Origin of the sequence: Methylobacterium sp. C25, from assembly GCF_021352225.1 — a bacterium.
Lineage (GTDB): Bacteria > Pseudomonadota > Alphaproteobacteria > Rhizobiales > Beijerinckiaceae > Methylobacterium.
Genome location: NZ_JAAUVI010000001.1, coordinates 1,067,771 through 1,084,396 on the forward strand (window position 1 = coordinate 1,067,771; position 16,626 = coordinate 1,084,396).

At 68.2% G+C, this 16,626-nt stretch carries 15 protein-coding genes; 6 read left to right on the forward strand and 9 right to left on the reverse strand.

Annotated elements, in window-relative coordinates:
* Positions 1-60: 60 nt before the first annotated feature.
* Complete coding sequence (locus HCU64_RS05180) at positions 61-1,452, forward strand: family 2B encapsulin nanocompartment shell protein (RefSeq protein WP_233382675.1); 1,392 nt, start codon at positions 61-63, stop codon at positions 1,450-1,452.
* Positions 1,439-3,433: a family 2A encapsulin nanocompartment cargo protein cysteine desulfurase gene (locus HCU64_RS05185; protein ID WP_233382676.1), complete on the forward strand. Its 1,995-nt coding sequence runs from the start codon at positions 1,439-1,441 to the stop codon at positions 3,431-3,433. The genes HCU64_RS05180 and HCU64_RS05185 overlap by 14 nt, the downstream gene beginning before the upstream one ends.
* 83 nt (positions 3,434-3,516) lie before the next feature.
* Here HCU64_RS05185 and HCU64_RS05190 read toward each other — a convergent pair whose 3' ends face one another.
* The 3 genes from HCU64_RS05190 to HCU64_RS05200 form a co-directional block, all read right to left on the reverse strand.
* Positions 3,517-5,286: an ATP-binding protein gene (locus HCU64_RS05190; protein WP_233382677.1), complete on the reverse strand. Its 1,770-nt coding sequence runs from the start codon at positions 5,284-5,286 to the stop codon at positions 3,517-3,519.
* 135 nt (positions 5,287-5,421) lie between these two features.
* Complete coding sequence (locus HCU64_RS05195) at positions 5,422-6,426, reverse strand: alpha/beta fold hydrolase (RefSeq protein ID WP_233382678.1); 1,005 nt, start codon at positions 6,424-6,426, stop codon at positions 5,422-5,424.
* 12 nt (positions 6,427-6,438) lie between these two features.
* Positions 6,439-6,852: a DUF4174 domain-containing protein gene (locus tag HCU64_RS05200; protein WP_233382679.1), complete on the reverse strand. Its 414-nt coding sequence runs from the start codon at positions 6,850-6,852 to the stop codon at positions 6,439-6,441.
* A 344-nt stretch (positions 6,853-7,196) separates the two neighbouring features.
* Between HCU64_RS05200 and HCU64_RS05205 the strand changes: the two genes are divergently transcribed.
* Entirely contained in the window at positions 7,197-7,433 is a 237-nt protein-coding gene (locus HCU64_RS05205) for a hypothetical protein (protein WP_233382680.1), read from the forward strand.
* Positions 7,434-7,496: 63 nt separating this feature from the next.
* On the opposite strand, the gene HCU64_RS05210 is transcribed toward HCU64_RS05205, so the two are convergent.
* Complete coding sequence (locus HCU64_RS05210; protein ID WP_233382681.1) at positions 7,497-9,368, reverse strand: ABC-F family ATP-binding cassette domain-containing protein; 1,872 nt, start codon at positions 9,366-9,368, stop codon at positions 7,497-7,499.
* 164 nt (positions 9,369-9,532) lie between these two features.
* On the opposite strand from HCU64_RS05210, the gene HCU64_RS05215 reads away from it, so the two are divergent.
* Positions 9,533-9,817 carry a hypothetical protein gene (locus HCU64_RS05215; protein ID WP_233382682.1) on the forward strand — a complete coding sequence of 95 codons (285 nt, stop codon included), beginning with the start codon at positions 9,533-9,535 and terminating at the stop codon, positions 9,815-9,817.
* 16 nt (positions 9,818-9,833) lie between these two features.
* Here HCU64_RS05215 and HCU64_RS05220 read toward each other — a convergent pair whose 3' ends face one another.
* The 4 genes from HCU64_RS05220 to HCU64_RS05235 are packed head-to-tail and all read right to left on the reverse strand — an operon-like array spanning position 9,834 to position 13,524.
* Positions 9,834-10,763, reverse strand: a complete 930-nt coding sequence (locus HCU64_RS05220; RefSeq protein ID WP_233382683.1) for an efflux RND transporter periplasmic adaptor subunit — start codon at positions 10,761-10,763, stop codon at positions 9,834-9,836.
* A 51-nt stretch (positions 10,764-10,814) separates the two neighbouring features.
* Positions 10,815-11,024 carry a DUF1656 domain-containing protein gene (locus tag HCU64_RS05225; RefSeq protein WP_233382684.1) on the reverse strand — a complete coding sequence of 70 codons (210 nt, stop codon included), beginning with the start codon at positions 11,022-11,024 and terminating at the stop codon, positions 10,815-10,817.
* Complete coding sequence (locus tag HCU64_RS05230; protein WP_233382685.1) at positions 11,021-13,063, reverse strand: FUSC family protein; 2,043 nt, start codon at positions 13,061-13,063, stop codon at positions 11,021-11,023. Before HCU64_RS05230 ends, HCU64_RS05225 begins: the two co-directional genes overlap by 4 nt.
* Entirely contained in the window at positions 13,060-13,524 is a 465-nt protein-coding gene (locus HCU64_RS05235; protein ID WP_233382686.1) for a MarR family winged helix-turn-helix transcriptional regulator, read from the reverse strand. Before HCU64_RS05235 ends, HCU64_RS05230 begins: the two co-directional genes overlap by 4 nt.
* Positions 13,525-13,725: 201 nt before the next feature.
* On the opposite strand from HCU64_RS05235, the gene HCU64_RS05240 reads away from it, so the two are divergent.
* Positions 13,726-14,733, forward strand: coding sequence for an LLM class flavin-dependent oxidoreductase (locus HCU64_RS05240; RefSeq protein WP_233382937.1), 1,008 nt, complete (start codon positions 13,726-13,728; stop codon positions 14,731-14,733).
* Between the two features lie 243 nt (positions 14,734-14,976).
* A complete protein-coding gene (locus HCU64_RS05245; RefSeq protein WP_233382687.1) occupies positions 14,977-15,669 on the forward strand; it encodes a Crp/Fnr family transcriptional regulator in 693 nt (230 codons plus the stop codon).
* Positions 15,670-15,685: 16 nt separating this feature from the next.
* On the opposite strand, the gene HCU64_RS05250 is transcribed toward HCU64_RS05245, so the two are convergent.
* The gene (locus HCU64_RS05250) at positions 15,686-16,513 is read right to left on the reverse strand and encodes an extensin-like domain-containing protein (RefSeq protein ID WP_233382688.1); all 828 of its coding nucleotides are present in this window, start codon (positions 16,511-16,513) and stop codon (positions 15,686-15,688) included.
* Positions 16,514-16,626: the final 113 nt, after the last annotated feature.

The following is a 16,626-nucleotide window of genomic DNA, read 5'->3' on the forward strand; positions in this document are numbered from 1 at the left end:
GCTGCCCGTCCCTGCATAACAAGACTTCGCGATCCAATTTCTGCACGGAGACGGCACACCATGAGCGGACCGGGACTGAGCGTGAGCGCATCGGCAGCACGTAATCTATCGACGGCGACCGTCACGTCCGTCCAGAACCTGGCGAACACGCCGCGCTGGCTGCTTCGCCTGCTGCCCTTCGTGAATGTCGGCGGCGGTGTCTACCGCGTAAACCGCCGCGCCGTGGTACTGTCCAAGCCCGGCCGCATCGACCTCTCCCTTGAGGGCAAGAAGCGCGCGATCAGTCCGGCATCGCTCCGGGCCGTGCCGGTGTTCAGCCGCCTCGGCGATGCCGAGCTCGCCGCGCTGGCCGATGCCTTCAAGGAGAGCAAGCACAGCGCTGGTGAGACGATCTCGGCCGAGGGCGCCAAGGACCGCAGCCTGACCATCGTCGCCGACGGCACCGTCGAGCTGAGCCTGTCGGGCCCCTATGCCAACCGCCTGCGCTCGGGCCTCGCCACCCGCGGCGACTTCTTCGGTGATGACGCCCTTGCCGGCGAAGGCCAGCCTGCCCCCGCCGTGAAGGCCCTCTCCGCCGTCACGCTGCTCACCCTCGACCGCAAGGCGCTCGACGACGACGCGATCAAGAACCGCATCTCGCAATATGTCGAAGAGCGTGATCGGCTGAAAGGCCACGTCAACAGCCAGGGCGAGCAGGGCATCGAGCTGCTGGCCGTTCACAACGGTGAGCCGCGCCTGCCGACGACTTTCGTCGACTACGAGACGCATCCGCGCGAGTACCACCTCTCGACGATCCAGACGATCCTCAACACCCATACCCGCGTCACCGATCTCTACTCGAACGAGATCGACCAGCTCCGCGAGCAGATCCGCCTCACGGTCGACGCCGTGAAGGAGCGCGAGGAGTGGGAGCTGCTCAACAATTCCGAGTTCGGCCTCCTCAACGAGGTCCCCGGCCGCCAGCGCATCCCGACCCGCTCGGGACCGCCAACCCCGGATGATCTCGACGAACTGCTAACGCTGGTCTGGAAGAAGCCCGCCTTCTTCGTGGCGCATCCGCGCGCCATCGCCGCCTTCGGCCGCGAGGCCACCCGCCGCGGCGTGCCGCCGGTCGTGGTGCACCTGTTCGGCGCGCCCTTCATCACCTGGCGGGGCGTGCCGCTGGTGCCGAGCGACAAGCTGCCGATCGACACCGATCCGGCCACCGGCGCGCAGACCACCTCGATCCTGCTGCTCCGCGTCGGCGAGGGCGAGCAGGGCGTGGTCGGCCTGCAGAAGTCCGGCGTGACGGGCGAGATCGAGCCGGGCCTGTCGGTGCGCTACATGGGCACCAACGACCACTCCATCGCCTCGCATCTCGTGACACGCTACTTCTCGGCCGCCGTGCTGGTCGAGGACGCCATTGCCCGTCTCGATAACGTGCTGCTGGGCAACTACCATGACTACGCCTGAGGCCGGCTTCGCCGTTCCCACGGGCGCCCCGGGCGATCTCGCCCATGCCGATCTCGTCGGTCGCCTCGCCCGCGAGATCTATGGCCAGGGCCAGGCGGCTTCCGAGTCCTTCTCCCCGTCGCTGCCTGCCTCACCGCAGCTGCCGCAGGGGGCAGAGGCTCCGACTCAGGCCTCTGGGCATCCTGCGGTGCCGGGTGCGCCGTTGGGTACACCATCCGCGCCCTCAGGCGTTCTGCCGTCGGGCTACCAGCCCGACACTCCGGCTCTTGCAGCCCGCAATGCCGGCGGCCCTGCCATTGGGCTGCCGGGGCTGACCGGGCCGGCTCCTGCCAATCCGGTCGGCGGCACGCCGGCCCCGGTGAGCGCGAGCTTCCTCGACACCACGACGATCCCGTCGGTGCATCCTCTGCTCGATCCCCTGGCGCCCGCGCGCCTGCCGGAATTCTTCGTGCCGAGCGTGCCGGATGTCGCGGCCTACCTGCCCGGCGGTCCTGATCTGCAACGTCAGATCGCAGCGGATCATCCGCGTGCTGCGGCATTCGCCAGCGCGGTCGCGCCCGGTCTCGTGCCGGCCAGTCCGTCGGCAGGCGGCGATGCCGTGCGCACGGTCGATCACGCCGGCGACGAGCCCTTCGCGTCGGGCGACTACTACTTCCTGACGGGTTCGCCGCGTGCGGCGAAGCCGAATGCCTCGCCCCGCGTCGAGCCGTCCCGCAACAGCGCTCCGGCGCCGCGCGTGACCTCGCAGGGCTCCGTCCCGGTGGGTGCTCCTTTCGACGTCGAGCGCGTGCGGAAAGACTTCCCGGCGCTCCACCAGAGCGTGAACGGGCATCGCCTCGTCTGGCTCGACAACGCGGCCACCACCCACAAACCGCAGAGCGTGATCGACGCGACGAGCGAATTCTACGGCCGCCACAACTCGAACATCCATCGGGCCGCACACACCCTCGCGGCGCGGTCCACGGATCTGTTCGAGGGCGGCCGCGAGAAGGTGCGTCGCTTCCTCAACGCGCCGAGCAAGGACGACATCGTCTTCCTGCGCGGCACGACGGAGGCGATCAACCTCGTCGCGGCTTCCTATGGCCGCGCCAATATCGGCCCGGGCGACGAGATCATCGTCTCGACGATCGAGCACCACGCCAACATCGTGCCCTGGCAGCTGCTCACACAGGCCACCGGCGCGACGCTCCGGGTGATTCCGGTGAATGATCGTGGCGAGATCATCTTCGAGCAGTTCGCAGCCCTGCTGTCGGGCCGCACCAAGATTGTCTCGATCACCCACGTCGCCAACGCGCTCGGCACGGTGAACCCGGTCCGCGAGATCATCGCGCTGTCCCACGCCTATGGCGTGCCGGTGCTGGTCGACGCGGCTCAGTCGACCCCGCATATCCCTATCGACGTGCAGTCGCTCGATGCCGATTTCGTGGTCTTCTCGGGTCATAAGGTGTTCGGGCCGACCGGGATCGGCGCCTTGTACGGGAAGCGGCACCTGCTCGAGGCGATGCCGCCCTGGCAGGGCGGCGGCCACATGATCGAGGACGTCACCTTCGCGAAGACGGTCTACAAGGGCGCTCCGGAGAAGTTCGAGGCAGGCACGCCGGACATTGCCGGTGCCGTCGGTCTCGGTGCGGCGCTCGACTACCTGGAGAGCGTCGGCCTGCCGGCCATCGCGGCCTACGAGCACGACCTGCTGGACTACGCGCAGGCTGGCCTCGCCGACATCAAGGGCCTTCGCCTGATCGGCACGGCTCGCGAGAAGGCGAGCGTGATGTCCTTCGTGATCGAGGGGCAGGACAATGCGGCGGTGGCACAGCATCTCGACCGCCACGGCGTCGCGGTTCGGTCCGGCCATCACTGCGCACAGCCGGCGCTCCGCCGCTTCGGCGTCGATCAGTCGATCCGCGCTTCGCTCGCTTTCTACAACACCCGCGAGGACGTCGACATCTTCCTCAAGGCGCTGCAGCGGCTGCCGCAGCACTGAGGGTCGAGAACGGGCGGGACCGATAGTGGCCTCGTCCGCCTTTGCGGTCTTATGCCCATGAGGAGCGGGCAGTTTCCGAGTGGTCAGGTAGAGGCAGCCGGGAGCCTGATCTCCGCAGTCGTCCCGGCGCCGGGTTGGCTGTCGAGCCGCAGGCTGCCGCCGGACTGGGTCGCGAAGCGCTCGACCATCGAGAGGCCGAGCCCGGAGCCTTTGCCGGATTCTTTGGTCGTGAAGAACGGCTCGGTCGCGCGCTTCAACATCTCAGCGTCCATCCCGTGCCCGGTATCCTTCACCGACAGGACGACCATGCGTCCCTCCTCCCGCACGGAGATCTGGATGCGTCCCCCCTCGGACATGGCGTCGCGCGCATTCACGACGAGGTTGAGCAACGCCGTCTCCAACTCGTTCGGATCGACCCGGATCGGACGCAAGCCCCGAGGGGCGTCCAGCGTGATCCTCACCTTGGAGCCGGCCGCCTGGCCGAGGAGATCGAGCACCCCGACCACCAGATCTGAGGGCTGGACGACCACCGGGTCCTCGTCCTCCTTGCGATGCGCAAATGCCAGCAGCCGCCGGGTGAGCGCCACGCCGCGCTCGGCGCCCTGCGTCGCGCCCTTAACGTAACCGTCGACCCGCTCCAGATCGTCCGGCCTGCGGTCGGTCAGGCGCTTGGCCGCGAGTTCGAGATTCACCAGGATGATATTGAGCATGTTGTTGAAGTCATGCGCGATGCCACCCGTGAGCTGGCCCAACGCCTCCATCTTCTGAGCCTGCCGCAGGGCCGATTCCGCCTCTAGACGCTGGTGCTCCTCGGCGAGCAACCGCGATTGCATGGCCGCCTCGTCCCGCGACTTGACGAGCGCCATGCGTGCTACCGAGAACAGCAGCAAAGTGGCGATAGCCGTAATCACCAGGTTGATCAGGGCCTGGCTGCGCCATGGAGCCAGCACGTTGTCGACGGAAAAGCCCACCTCGACATAGACTGGGTAGTCATCGACCTTCCGGAAACCCGAGATCCGCCGCGCCCCGTCGATGGGCGAGACGTAGTCGATCGTGCCGTCGGTGAGTTGTCGGATGCCGATTTCGCTGGCCGTGGCAGTGGTGATAGGGCCGAGACTCCCCATCTGCTCTGGGTCGATCGAGGGGCGTCCGGGGGCAGCGGGGATCTGGGCCAGTACGCGGGTATCCGCTCGGATCAGGGCGACGCGGTCGCTCTTGGTGAGAGCGAGCGTCCGGTAGAATTCCTCGAAATATTGCTGCGAGATCGCCATCACGAGCGTACCGTTCGCCGCACCGGGGATCTCGTGGCGGGCACGCGAGGCGAGAAGAACGACCTTTCCCGAAATTCGGCTCTTCACCGGCAGTCCGATCACGAGGCCGTCACGGCCCTGGAGCGGTCCAGGCCGGTCGCGTGTGGCCGGTGTTGCGTTCTGGATGTACTCGCGATCTCCGAGATACGTCCGGGGCACTGGAAAGTAGCGGCTATGCGCGACGGCTGCGCCTTTCTCGTCGATGACAGCGATACTATCGACGGAGCGCATGTCTCGGTCGAGGTCGGAGAGATACTCGTGCAGCATCTTCTCCTGGAACTGCCCCTCGGTATGCAGGAGATGCTCTTCGATCCGGCTGAAAGCGACATTGTACCCGTCGAAGGTCGCCGCGGCCTGCTGCGCCAGGAGCTCCGCCATCCGGGTGGTACGGTTCGTCGCATTGTCGAGTAACAACGCGCGGCCCTGCAACGTCACGAAGGCGAAGACGGCCGACGGAACAATGAGCGACAGGACGAGCAGAAGTCTCAGGAGGCCCGTGGCACTCCTGGCATGTCGAAAGGACCCTCCCAGGCCTCCGAGCATCCGATGTCCTGCTCATTCAAGCTGATTCGCGGCCGATCATCATGAGAAGATCGAGGATCAGCAAGTCGTTAACCGGGAAATCGAACGGGCGATGCAAGAATACAGCGTCGCACAGGTTGCAGGGGATTTCGAAGGTCAACGCGAACGCCTCAGAAAATCATCGTAGAGTTGGGAAACAGCGTTGCTGTCCTCGAAATGCGGGAAGGCGCCCGTCGGGAGCCGATCGACAGTCCAGTTTCGCCGGGCAACGGCCTCGCCCACTCGGTCGTAGTCCGTGAAGTCTCCGCGCGACCCACGCAGCATCCAGACCGGCAAGCGCAACGCTGCATAGAGCCGGCTGACGTCGGTCGGGAACAGGTAGCCCGAGAGGAAGGAGAACGGCGCATACTCGGCCCCAGGCTGGCGTACCGAGAGCTGGTCGTACTCGAACAGGCCCTCGTCGATATCCTTCGAGCCCCAGGTTCGTTCCAGAAAGTAGCGCATGCTCGGCCGGCTCACGAGGGCATCGAAGAGCGGCCGCCCCCAGAGCGGGAAGCCGACGATCTCGCGCGTCAGCGGGTGCCGGCGGTCGCCGCCCGTCGGACCGTCGCCGGAAAGGCGCTCGTCGAACCCCACAGGGCTGATCATGCCGAGGCTGGCATAATCCGCCGGCTGCTCCAGCGCAGCGCGGGCAAGATAGGCACAGGGCAACGACAGCGCGATGGCGTCGATCGGCGGCCCGCCGTGGCGGCCCCGGATCTCCCGAGCGACCGCGTGGATCGCGTCGGTCATCAGCCGCGGCGTGTAGCTTCGGTCCGACCGCTCGGAGAAGCCGAAGCCCGGCAGGTCGAGGGCATAGACCGGCCGGCTGTGCCGGTAATGCTTGTAGAGCGGCCGGACCTCGTAGGCATTGGCCGCCGCGTTGACCGAGTGGATCAGCAGAAGCGGCACGCCGGGCCGCTCGTCGGAGGCGTAGAAGCTCACCGCGCCGGCCCGCGTCCGAAGCACGCGGCGCCGGCCCGGCAATGCCGGGGGAAGCGGTACGGACCCGCGGCCGAGATGGCTCCAGGCGATCCAGGCGCCCGCCGCGGCCAGCGGCAGGAGGGCGAGGGAGGTCGCCGGCCGCCCGCGGCTGGGGAGGCGGTTCGGGTGGAAGATCATGCGGCCCGGCCCTCAGCGACGCTTCATCTCGTCGCGCCGCATCGGCATGGCGTCGATCGTCGCGAACAGGTTTTGCGGCGGGATCGGCTCGCCGGAGGAGAGCTTGGAGCCGCCATCCTTGCCGATCAGCACGGCACGGAAAGCGCCCTCCGACAGGCCGAGGCGCTGCCGCAGCGCCGCCGCCTGCCTGCCCGAACCGATGGCCTCCACCACGACGAGATCCCGCTCCGACACCCCGGCACGCGCCGAGGCCAGGGCCTCGCGCTGGGCCTGCAGCCGGGCATCGCCCGCCTCGGGCGCCGCGATGACCAGGACACGCGACTTCCAGAGATGAGCGGCCAGTGGATCGCCTCCCGCCGCCATCGCGCCGACCGTGGTCGCCGTGACGAGGGCAGCTCCCGCGAGGCCTCCAATCCAAGCCGTCATGTCGTCGTCTCCTCCCGCTGCTCTGGTTCGACAACGTTCGCGAAGCCATTCGGATCTCTGCGATCGATGGGCGCAGCGGGCTCCGTCACTCTTCTCGACTGCGAGAAGAGGCGACATGCGCATGGCCGATCCTCAGAGTGAGGACCGTTCCAACTCGATCACGTTCACGATACAATCGGATTAAAATATATTAGCAAACGTGCACACTGTTCAGACATATATCAGACTAAAATCGCCCTATCCGGCGAAACATCTTTCTTTGTTCCTGGGAATGTCTTTGCTTCGCGAAGCTATGCACTAGCTTGTCTCGCGCGGGCACAGGCTCGCGTTTGAGGAGGATTCGGATGTCCACACGGCTTCTCGGCGGCCTCGCCGCTCTCGTCCTGGCCACCGGCCTGCAGATCGGATCGGCGCAGGCTGCACCCGTCGCGACGGGCGCTGGTCTCGCGGGTCAGGACGATACGACGCTGGTGCACAGCGTCCGCCATGGTGGCCACCATCACCACCATCATCACGGATGGCGCCGGCACCGCCACCATCATCATCACCACCATCATCATCGCCGCCACCGTCACTGGTGAGCATCGGGCGACGGAAAGGGGCCTCGCGGCCCCTTTTTCATGGGCGTGAGCCCGCCCGGAGGATCAGGCCGAGGCGCCCTCGATCTCTCCGCTGAGTTCCAGCCACTCCTCTTCCGCACGGGCCAGAGCCGTGGCGGCGTCTGAGCGCATCTTGGCCAGCTCGCCGGCCTTGGCTGCATCCTTCAGGAAGGCCGTGCCGTCGCCGAGCGCCGCGTCGATCTTGGCGATGGCGGTCGAAAGCTTCTCCATCCGCGCCTCGGTCGCCTCGAGCCGCTTGCGAAGCGGAGCCAGCGCAGCGCGGCGCTCCACGGCCGAGCGGCGCGCCTCGGCCTGCCGGCCACCGCTGCCCTCCGAGGCGCGATCGTCGTCGCGGTCCGGGCCAGCCAGGACGAGGCGGCGATAATCGTCCATGTCGCCGTCGTAGGCCTTCACCGAGCCGTCGCCGACGATCCAGAGCCGGTCGGCGCAGGCCTCGACCAGGAAGCGGTCGTGGCTCACCAGGATCACGGCGCCTTCGTAGTCGTTGATCGCCTCGACCAGGGCCTGGCGGCTCTCGATGTCGAGATGGTTCGTCGGCTCGTCGAGGATCAGCAGGTGCGGCCCCTCGAAGGCCGCGAGCCCCATCAGCAGCCGCGCCTTCTCGCCGCCGGAGAGCTGGCCCACCGGCGTATCGGCCTTGGAAGCCGGGAAGCCGAGCCGCGCGGCGGCCGAGCGGACCCGCGCCTCGGGCGCGTCCGGCATCAGGTCGCGGACATGGGCGACGGCGCTCTCGGCCGGGCGCAGCTCGTCGAGCTGGTGCTGCGCGAAATAGGCGACCTCCATCTTGGAGGAGCGCCGCATCTCGCCCGAGAGCGGCGGCAGCCGTCCGCCGATCAGCTTGCAGAAGGTCGACTTGCCGTTGCCGTTCGCGCCGAGCAGCGCCACGCGATCGTCCGGCGCGAGGCTGAGGTTGAGGCCCTTCAGCACGATGCGCTCGCCATAGCCCGCCTGTACCCGCTCCATGGCGACGATCGGCGGCGAGAGCGGCCGCTCCGGGCTCGGCAAGTGGATCACCGGCACGTCGTCTTCGAGGAGCGCGGCGATCGGCTCCATCTTGGCCAACCGCTTCATGCGCGATTGCGCCTGCCGGGCCTTGGTGGCCTTGGCCTTGAAGCGGTCGACGAAGCTCTGGAGATGCGCGCGCTCGGCATCCTGCTTTGCCTTGGCCTTGGCCTGCAGCACACGCTTTTCGGAGAGCTGCCGGGCGAAGCTGGTATAGCCGCCGCGGTAGATCGTCAGCTTGCCCCGGTCGAGGTGGAGGATGTGATCAACGCACTCGTCGAGCAGATCGCGGTCGTGGCTGATGATGACCGCGGTGCGCGGATACTTTTCGAGGTAATCGTAGAGCCAGATCGTGCCCTCGATATCGAGATAGTTCGTCGGCTCATCGAGCAGCAGCAGGTCGGGTTCGGAAAAGAGCACGGCCGCGAGCGCCACGCGCATGCGCCAGCCGCCGGAGAAGTCGGAGCAGGGCCGTGCCTGTGCTGCCGCATCGAAGCCGAGGCCGTGCAGGATGGCCGCGGCGCGGGCCGGGGCCGAATGCGCGTTGATGTCGACGAGCCGCGTTTCGATCTCCGCCCGGCGCAGACCATCGGCAGTCTCGGCCTCCTCCATCAGCCGCGCGCGCTCGGTATCGGCGGCGAGCACCGCCTCGTGCAGCGTTTCGGGACCGGCCGGCGCCTCCTGAGCCACGGCGCCGATCCGCATGCCCTTCGGCATCGACACGGCCTTGCCGTCGACCGGCAGCTCACCGAGGATCGCCCGGAACAGCGTGGTCTTGCCCGCGCCGTTGCGGCCGACGAGCCCGACCCGCGCACCATCGGGGATCGCGAAGGTCGCCGCATCGAGGATCAGGCGGTCGCCGATGCGGTAGGAGAGGTCGTTGACGCGCAGCATGGCCGCCTTCTGAGCGGCACCGGCCTCCGGTGCAAGGCAGGAGCTGCGCGGCCGACCTCTGCGCGAAGCCCACGGCTGAAAATTCGGCCATGGCTCGCCCAGCGTTCTGGACAGATCAAGTCTGAGAACATATCAAGAACATCGAATCAAGTTTCGAGGGCGACATGCAGATCGCAGACCTGTGGATGGAAGGCACCCGGCCCGTTCGCGCGGGCACCAGGACATCGCGGACGCCGGCTGACCTCGCGCGCCGCCTCGGGGCGCGCTCCGTGCATTTCGACCTGCTGGAGCAGGATCGCGATAGCTGGGGCTGGGCCCTCCGCAATGCTTATGGCGAGGAGGTCGCGCGCTCGCACGTCGCCTATCCGAGCCGCGTCCAGGCCTCGGCCGCCGCGGTGGCCTTCTCCCGCCTCGTCGCCGAAGCCGGGCGGCAGGTCGGCGGCCGATAGAGACCGAGCTTTCAGCTCATCGACCGGCGCCGAGCTGCCTCCGCCAAGCCCCGAAGAAGTCGAGCCACGGCTTCTCGCCGGTCGGCCCGATCGTGACGGTGGCCGTGCGGCCCGAGACGAGGCGCAGGCTCTCGGGCACGCGGTCCAGGCTGATCCGCACTGGAACCCGCTGGGCGAGGCGCACCCAGGAGAAGGTCGGGTTGACGTTGGCGAGGAGGTCAGAGCCGGCGGTGCGCTCGCGGTCGACGATGCCTCCGGCAAAACTCTCGACCCGGCCGGTCAGCACGACATCGTCGCCCATCAGGCGGATGCTAGCCTTGTCGCCGACATGGATGCGCGGGAGCTTGGTCTCCTCGAAATAGCCCTCGACGCGCAGCGTATCGTTGTCGATCAGCGCCATGACGCCCTTGCCGGTGGTGACGTAGTTGCCCGGCCTCAGCTCCATGTTGGTGATCCGGCCGTTCACCGAGGCCTTCACCGCCGAGCGCTGCAGGTTCAGCTTGGCGAGGTCACGGTCGGCCAAGGCCTGGTCGTAGGCGGCCTTGGCTTCGAGATCGGTGGCGCGCGCCGCCTCGAGCTTCTGCTGCGAGACGACCGCGTCGCTGAGCTTGCTGTAGCGGCCGTAATCGGCGGCGGCCTGATCGGCGCTCGCCTTCTTGCCCTCCACGATGGCATCGGCCTGCCGCAGAGCGAGGGTGAAGCGCTCCGGGTCGATGCGGAACAGGACGTCGCCCTGCTTCACGAGTTGGTTGTCCTCCACGAGGACCTCCGTGACGAGGCCGGAGACGTCGGGCGCCACCGCGACCACGTCGGCCCGGACCCGGCCGTCGCGGGTCCAGGGGGCGTCCATGTAGTAGTCCCACAGGGCGAGGCCGACTACGATCGCGACGGCGACCATCACCAGGGTGACGAGGAGACGGAGGGAGAGAGCGAGGAGCCGAGTCATGGGAGGTGCCGGGCGGTCGAAGGGGGCGCGAAGGGTGGAGGCGCGAGGGCGTCAGGACGTCAGCGGCAACGCGACGGAGACGACCGCACCGAGCAGGACAACGTAGAGCGCGAGATCGAAGAGCGGGCGATGCCAGACCATGCGGTAGAAGCCGATGGCGGCGAGCCCCCTGCGCAGGACGATGCTGAGCAGGAAGGCCAGCAGCATCCAGGCCGCGAGGCTCGGGATGAAGACGCCGTAGATGTCGAGCTCGCCGGTCATGCCGCCAATCCCGGTTCGGTGGTTGCGAGCGCCGGCGCCCGGTAGGGCGGCGCATCGGGAAACAGGCCGCGGCGCACGCCGACGAGGCCCATCAGCGCGGCGTGGCGCGGCCCCGTCAGCGGATCGGCAATCACCGCGTCCAGGGCCGCGTCGATCTCCGCGAGCAGGCCATCCGGCGCCATCAGGGCCGCGCCGTGGAAATGCCGCGCCAGGGATGCGAGCAGGGTCTCGATCACGGCGCGTGCATCGCTCGAGAGTGCCCGGCGGTCGCGTCGCAGCTCGACGATGTTGATGCCGACGCGCACCTCCGCCAGAAGATCGGCCGTCCATTCGGCATCGTCCGGGGGCAGGCTCGCCAGGCGGGGGGCGATCAGGCCGACGCGATCGAGCATGATCGCCGCGAGTTCCAGGCCGTTCTGCGCGCCCTGCCGCTCGGCAGCCTGGGCGAGGCTGCGCCGGTTCACGCCGCGCAGGCGATGGGCCGTCCATCCTGCTCCCACCGAGCGGACGAGCCGCGTGACGAGCGCCGCGATCCACATTCCGGCGATCACGGCGATGGACGAGTTGGCGAAGGCCGCGAAATCGCCGGTGTAGCTGCCCTGGAGCGCGATCATGGCCGAACCGTTGACGGCCGCGCCCATGGCGATGGGCGCCGTCTTGGGCTGGGTGATGAAGAGGCCGCACAGCAGCAGGCCCGGCGCTAAGGCCAGGGCCAGCATCTCGAAACTGGTCGCGAGCGGCAGGATCCCGAACAGGTAGATGGCAGCGCCGATGCCTCCGACGATGGCGGAATTCGCAAAGCCGACGATAGAGGGGGCGGGATCGTCCTGCGCGGCGAAGAAGCAGCAGCCGACCGCCGCCATCATCGGAGCGCCCGCGCCGTCCGGCCAGCCGGTGGCGATCCAGATCGCGCAGGTCAGCACCACCGAGAGGAACACGCCGATGCCGGAGAGCAGCGCCATGCCGTGGTCGCGATGGCGGATCACGCGCGCCGCGGCGGTATAGCTGAAGGCGAGGTGCTCCGTGGCCGGCGTACCGTCGAGGATGTGGCGCTGCAGGAGGCGGGCATCCTGGCGCAGGTCGATGAAGTTGCCCAGCCGCGCCAGCAGGCTCGCCAGGACGAGATTGGTCCAGGAAGCATGGTGGCCGAGGACCGGAACCAGCGCCTCGGCCCGCACGCGCAGGCCATCCGCCTCGGCCTCGTCGGTATGCCCGGAGGCGAGCCAGGCCGCCGCGTCGTCGAGGAGAGCATCCAGACGGCCGGGCATCGCGCCGGCTCGCTTCAACACCTCGATGCGGTCGGCGAGCGCGGAGACGATCGGCAGGAACATCAGCATGTGCTGGCGCAACGTCGCCATGGCCTCAGCCGAGCGCTCCGCGCCGGACATGTCGTAGCGTAGGGGCGTCGCCAGGGCATCGAAGGCAATGGCGTCGGAGGCGAGCTTCAGGCGCTTGATCTGTGTGTCGTCCGCATTGCTGGTCCGGCTCAGGACGCCCACCACCCAGGTGCGCGCGTCGCGCAGCCAATGATCCAGCCGGCCGGCGATCAGCGGGGCGACCGACTGGGGCAGCACCACCGTGTTGGCGAGCGAGGCGCAGAGGATGCCCAGCGTGATCTCCTCCGCACGCGCCACCGCCGTGTCGAACATCGTGCCCGGTTCGCCCACGGCGGGAAAGCCGATCAGGGCCGCCGTATAGCCGCCGAGCATCATCAGGTAGCTGCGCGGCGTGCGGTCGAGCAACGAGAAGTAGAGGCAGACCGCGACCCAGAGCGCGATGCCGACGCTCAGAAGCTCGGGAGAGTTCGCGAGGTTTGGAACCAGAATGACGCTGACCACGGCGCCGAGCAGCGTGCCGAACACCCGGTAGATCGCCTTCGAGCGCGTCGCGCCGGCCAGCACCTGGCTGGTGATGAAGACGGTGCCGAGCGCCCAGTAGGGTCGCGGCAGGTCGATCCACATCGCCAGGTACAGGGCCAGGATCGCAGCCCCGAAGGTTTTGATGGCGAAGACCCAGTCGCGCCAGCCGGGAACGGTCATTGCGCCGCCTCCCTTGTGGCAGCCTCGGGCTCGAAATCCTGGAGCGCCCGAAACACCCGCAGGCTCGCTTCGAGATCCGCCGTGCTGCAGCGGGCGAACACCGCCTCGCGCAGGCGCACGAGATCGGCTTCCATGCTCGCGACCCTCTGCTCGCCCGACGGCGTGAGGCTCAGGATCTTCGCACGGCGGTCGGTCGGATCCTCTCGGCGTTGCACGAGCCCAGCCGCGCAGAGCTGGTCGAGCAGCCGCACCAGGGACGGCCCCTCGATGCCGACGGCCTCCGCCAGGGCGTTCTGCCTCGGCTCGCCCTGCATCCGCCCGATCATCACCAGCGGAAGCGCCGTCGCATCCGAGACGCCGTGCGGCTGCACGACGACATCGGCCGCACGCCGCCAATGGCGCCCCGCGAGCTGCAGAGCCTGCGTGTAGGCTTGGCGGAGCAGGGTCAGATCTTGGGACATGCAGTCACGACTGCCGAATTTCGCCAGGCTTTTGAGCGACGTCGATTAGATAGTATGCTATCTATTATGCTGCAAGTCGTTTGCAGCGCGGAGCGGGTTCGGTTCGCGCGCCCGCTTGCGAAGCAGCGACGGGCGCACGATGTTGGCCGCTGAGGGAGCGCCACGGTCGCACGGTTTGCGGCCCGAATGCGAATGCGCATGATGCCTCCGCTCTCCATCCTCGATCTCGCCTTCGTTCCCGAAGGCTCCGGGCCGGCCGATGCCCTGCGCAACAGCCTCGACTTAGCGCGCCATGCCGAGTCGCTCGGCTACCGGCGGTTCTGGCTCGCCGAGCATCACAACATGATCGGCATCGCCAGCGCGGCGACCTCGGTGGTGATCGGGCATGTAGCGGCCGGCACGAAGACGATCCGCGTCGGAGCCGGCGGCATCATGCTGCCCAACCACGCACCGATCGTCATCGCCGAGCAGTTCGGTACGCTTGAGACGCTGCATCCCGGCCGGATCGATCTCGGCCTCGGCCGCGCGCCTGGAACCGACCGGGCGACGATGCGCGCCCTGCGCCGCTCGGGCAACGTGGCCGACACGTTTCCAGAGGACGTGCTCGAATTGCAGGCCCTGCTCGCTCCCGAGCAGCCCGGCCAGCTCGTCCGGGCCTTTCCCGGCGCCGGCACCAACGTGCCGCTCTGGATCCTCGGCTCGAGCCTCTACGGCGCGCAGCTCGCGGCCGCATTGGGCCTGCCCTACGCCTTCGCCTCGCATTTCGCGCCTGACGCCCTGCTGCCGGCCCTGCAGACCTACCGCTCGCAGTTCCGGCCCTCCGCGCAGCTGGCGCGGCCCCATGCGATGGTCGGCATCAACGTCATCGCCGCCGAGACGGATGGCGAGGCGCGTCGCCTTTTCACCTCGGCGCAGCAGAACTTCACCAACGTGATCCGCGGCACGCGCGGCCGGCTGCTGCCGCCGATCGACGACATCGAGGCCTATTGGTCGGCCGCCGAGAAGCTGCACGTCTCGCAGATGCTGTCGCGCTCGCTGGTCGGATCGCCGGAGACGATCCGCTCCGGCCTCGATCGCCTCCTCGCCGAGACCGGCGCCGACGAGCTGATGGTCGCCTCCGCGATCCACGATCACGGCGCAAGGCTGCGCTCCTACGAGTTCCTGGCGCAGGCCCATCGCGGAAGCGCGGCGTTGCGCGACGTCGCCTGACGACCCCGCCGACCGTGGCTGTGGGTCATACGCCGGGCGCAGGCGATTGAGCCCGCTGATGCCTTGACCGTAACCCACTGGGACGCCACGATCGAATCGGCCCTCAGGCCGTCGACGCTCGCCCGAAGAGAGGCGTCGTGCCCTAAGCGGCGCCTGAGGTCGCCGTCGCACCGACTTCGCGGATTGTTTGCCCGCTCGATCGTGCTACGGCGTTGCGACGTCGGGGGCAGGGGGGACAAGGTAGTGTCGAGCGGCCGTCTGGCGACCATTCCGTTCTTCAAGGAACCGGGAATCGATCTCACCCCCTATGAGACCCGCTGCCATTGGCGGCGTTTCGACGAGAACGAGGTTCTCGTCGATTACGACGACATCTCCACCGACGTGTACTTCCTCGCCACCGGCGAGGTGCGCATCCTCAACCGGACCCAATCCGGCAAGGAAGTGATCCTGGGCGAGATGCGCGGCGGGGCCTTCTTCGGAGAGCTTTCGGCGATCGACGGGGTCGGGCGCTCGGCCAACGTCACGGCGCTGACCCGCGGCGAGGTCTGCGTGGTGCCGGCGACTGTCTTCCGCCAGATCACCTTCGCCTCCGAGGCCATTGCCGACCGGCTCTTCCGTCTGCTTGCCAAGCGTGTGCGCGAGCTGAACACGCGGCTCATGGAGCACGCGCTGCTCGACCTGCGCCACCGGCTCTATTCCGAGCTGCTGCGTCTCTCGGTGCCGCGCGCCGGCCATGACGGCGAGCGCGTCGTCACCCCGCCGCCCTATCACCACGTGCTGGCTGCCCGCATCGGCTGCCGCCGCGAGCAGGTGACGCGCGAATTCACGGTGATGGCGGGCGAGGGCCTGATCGACCGTACCCGCGGCGCCCTGGTGCTGCGCCGTCCTGATCTGCTTGAAGCGCGTGTCGCCGAGGCCCTACGCGAGGACGGCTGAGGCCGCCTCTTTGGGCTCAGTGACAGAACCTGCCGAAGCGGCCGGGGTGACGTGACAGCACGTCGACATGCAGATGGCTTTCGTGAAAGCCGTCCGAGCCCGGCCCGAGAACCGTCGTGAAATGGCTGCAGGCCGCTGCCCGCAGGGAGCGGAAGGTGGGATCGCCCGCGTTTCCGGAGACCGAGAGGCGCGCCTTGTTGGCAAAAGAGAAGGTGTTCACGTCGAGCGCCAGCCCATTGGCATGATTGCTCAGGGGCGCACCGGGCTGGCGGTTGCGGGTCCGGCATTCCCAGCCCGGCCCCGTCGTCACGGAGGAGAGCGACGCACCACGGCTGGCGACGAGATTAGGCGCGATCTCCGTCATCCAGGCATCGAAGGCGAGGGCCAGCCGGCAATCGACGATGGGCTTGTCGGCGAGCGGCAGCACCCGGCCCGTCGCATCCGCCAGGGCGAGCGCCGTGAGCCGGACCGGCGTCTCGATGCGGCATGCCGCGCTGCCGTTCTTCGGAGTCTCGACGGTTTCGAACTGAGCCCGGGTCTCGCGAAGCGCGGCGAGGCAGGCTTCGCCCGTGGTGGTCGAGACCGATTCCGACGGTGAAGGCTTGCTGCCGCCCAGGCTTTCGGGTCTCCGCGGTGGCAGCGGAACCAGCACCTCGACCGACGGAATCTCGCTCGATGGAGGTGCGCTTGCCATGGGCGGAGGGGAGGCACCCCCGCCCGGAACGGGTAAGGGCGCTCCGACGAGAGCCTGAGCCTGTACGGCAACCGGAAGAAGCGTCAGCGGCATCACAGCGGCACTTCGCACGAGCCATGCGCCGAGGACGCTGCGGCGCGGCCAGACCATCTCAGCTCCCTCTCGACGCCGGGCCAAAGCGTGACCGTTCGCCTGCCCATGGCATGGCCGTGGCTTCCGGTATAGCTTGACCATATCCCTGACGCGCCCGGTACGATCCCAAG

What these genes read in the sequence shown, in the direction of transcription:
- HCU64_RS05250 (WP_233382688.1), bottom strand. Translation starts at nt 16,513, where the DNA reads ATGGTCTGGCCGCGCCGCAGCGTCCTCGGCGCATGGCTCGTGCGAAGT.
- HCU64_RS05200 (WP_233382679.1), bottom strand. Translation starts at nt 6,852, where the DNA reads ATGACGGCTTGGATTGGAGGCCTCGCGGGAGCTGCCCTCGTCACGGCG.
- HCU64_RS05220 (WP_233382683.1), bottom strand. Translation starts at nt 10,763, where the DNA reads ATGACTCGGCTCCTCGCTCTCTCCCTCCGTCTCCTCGTCACCCTGGTG.
- HCU64_RS05240 (WP_233382937.1), top strand. Translation starts at nt 13,726, where the DNA reads ATGCCTCCGCTCTCCATCCTCGATCTCGCCTTCGTTCCCGAAGGCTCC.
- HCU64_RS05235 (WP_233382686.1), bottom strand. Translation starts at nt 13,524, where the DNA reads ATGTCCCAAGATCTGACCCTGCTCCGCCAAGCCTACACGCAGGCTCTG.
- HCU64_RS05215 (WP_233382682.1), top strand. Translation starts at nt 9,533, where the DNA reads ATGCAGATCGCAGACCTGTGGATGGAAGGCACCCGGCCCGTTCGCGCG.
- HCU64_RS05180 (WP_233382675.1), top strand. Translation starts at nt 61, where the DNA reads ATGAGCGGACCGGGACTGAGCGTGAGCGCATCGGCAGCACGTAATCTA.
- HCU64_RS05225 (WP_233382684.1), bottom strand. Translation starts at nt 11,024, where the DNA reads ATGACCGGCGAGCTCGACATCTACGGCGTCTTCATCCCGAGCCTCGCG.
- HCU64_RS05185 (WP_233382676.1), top strand. Translation starts at nt 1,439, where the DNA reads ATGACTACGCCTGAGGCCGGCTTCGCCGTTCCCACGGGCGCCCCGGGC.
- HCU64_RS05190 (WP_233382677.1), bottom strand. Translation starts at nt 5,286, where the DNA reads ATGCTCGGAGGCCTGGGAGGGTCCTTTCGACATGCCAGGAGTGCCACG.
- HCU64_RS05205 (WP_233382680.1), top strand. Translation starts at nt 7,197, where the DNA reads ATGTCCACACGGCTTCTCGGCGGCCTCGCCGCTCTCGTCCTGGCCACC.
- HCU64_RS05195 (WP_233382678.1), bottom strand. Translation starts at nt 6,426, where the DNA reads ATGATCTTCCACCCGAACCGCCTCCCCAGCCGCGGGCGGCCGGCGACC.
- HCU64_RS05230 (WP_233382685.1), bottom strand. Translation starts at nt 13,063, where the DNA reads ATGACCGTTCCCGGCTGGCGCGACTGGGTCTTCGCCATCAAAACCTTC.
- HCU64_RS05210 (WP_233382681.1), bottom strand. Translation starts at nt 9,368, where the DNA reads ATGCTGCGCGTCAACGACCTCTCCTACCGCATCGGCGACCGCCTGATC.